We start from the raw sequence: 1,401 nt of genomic DNA on the forward strand, positions 1-1,401 counted from the left end.
TCGCCACTCTCAATTTTATTAACATCACTCATACATTTGCCTATTTTGTATCTAGTGTTATTGAAAAGCCCGTATAACCAAGCTTAAGTTTTTACAATCTCTAATTGAAAATGTTAGACCATACTAATAGTAAGGTTCAATCAAATAACTCCCTTCAAGCCTTGTAATTCAACACTTTTTTGAGCTCATCCGGAGTTGTGTTGGATTGATATTATTTATTAAAAAACATGAACAGATATGAAAAAATAAGTCTTTTAAAACCTTGTTAAACTTACAACATTTACAAAACATAAATTACATTTGAGCGGTAAAATTCGTGCCGAAAAATTACTCAACCTCCTGAGAAAGATAATGACTTGTAAACAAAATGATAAAAAACATTTTATAAAACCTCTCGCAATTTCCACCATGAAAAAAGCAAAAATTACCCATTGAGATTCATATAGAGAATGGGGTTGGTTACAATTCTAAGCGGCAATTTCAAGGAGTGATTATGAACAGTGTGGTGGACATTAGTTGGGCAAAATTAGCGGCTTTCAGTTTGATTCTGTTAGTGCCATTTGCGATCAATGCACGCTATAGATTAGGCATCGCGAAAGATGCATCAGTCAGCGTTGTGCGTATGACTTTACAGCTCGTTCTGATCGGGGTTTATCTTGAATATCTCTTTCAATTAAACAGCTTGATCATCAACTTACTTTGGCTTGCGATTATGCTCGTCGTAGGAGCAAGCTCCATTGCAGGGAAAGCACGTTTACCGAAAAAGCCGCTCATGTTGCCACTTCTAACTGGGCTTGTATGTGGCTTGTTTCCATTACTAATTGCGATCACCGCTGGCTTGGTGCGTCCTACTCCGCTTTACAATGCGCAATATATGATCCCATTGGCAGGCATGCTGTTAGGCAATAGTCTGAGCAGTAATATCATCGCGCTACAAAACTTATTCTCTGCTTTTGAAGAGCGTAAATCTGAGTACGAAGCTGCCATCTCACTGGGTGCCGCCCCTAAATACGCTTCCTTTCCTTTCGTTCAGGAGGCTCTGAGAAAATCGTTAGCGCCAACGCTAGCCTCAATGACCACGATGGGCCTTGTCACGCTTCCTGGTATGATGACGGGGCAAATCCTAGGGGGCGCAAGCCCATTGGTTGCCATTAAATATCAACTGGTCATCATGCTAGCTATTTTTGTCATGATGAGCGTCTCTGTTGCCATCACACTTGAAATGACATTGAGCTTTGTACAAACAAAAGAAGGCCGTGTTACGGTCAAAGTACGCCCAGTTGATGGAATGAAGCGAGGTCAGTAATTGGCCACATAACCCCCTAATTTTATGAAATTTTCTGGATCTTCAGAGATACTCACGATCTTTGATACAGGTTATCCACAGAAAATGTGGATAAG

The 1,401-nt window shown here is 40.1% G+C and carries 1 protein-coding gene; it reads left to right on the forward strand.

The window, feature by feature from the left end; genetic code table 11:
* Nucleotides 1–493 precede the first annotated feature (493 nt).
* On the forward strand, nucleotides 494–1,306 hold the full coding sequence (locus R7E00_RS23460) for an ABC transporter permease (RefSeq protein WP_017448340.1): 813 nt from the start codon (nucleotides 494–496) through the stop codon (nucleotides 1,304–1,306).
* The last annotated feature ends 95 nt before the right edge of the window (nucleotides 1,307–1,401 follow it).

The organism is Vibrio sp. Vb1755, assembly GCF_033338635.1.
In the GTDB taxonomy this organism is placed as follows: Bacteria; Pseudomonadota; Gammaproteobacteria; order Enterobacterales; family Vibrionaceae; genus Vibrio; species Vibrio alginolyticus.

Bases quoted from the DNA above. Each gene is read 5' to 3' on its own strand.
- R7E00_RS23460 (WP_017448340.1), top strand. From the start codon at position 494: ATGAACAGTGTGGTGGACATTAGTTGGGCAAAATTAGCGGCTTTCAGT.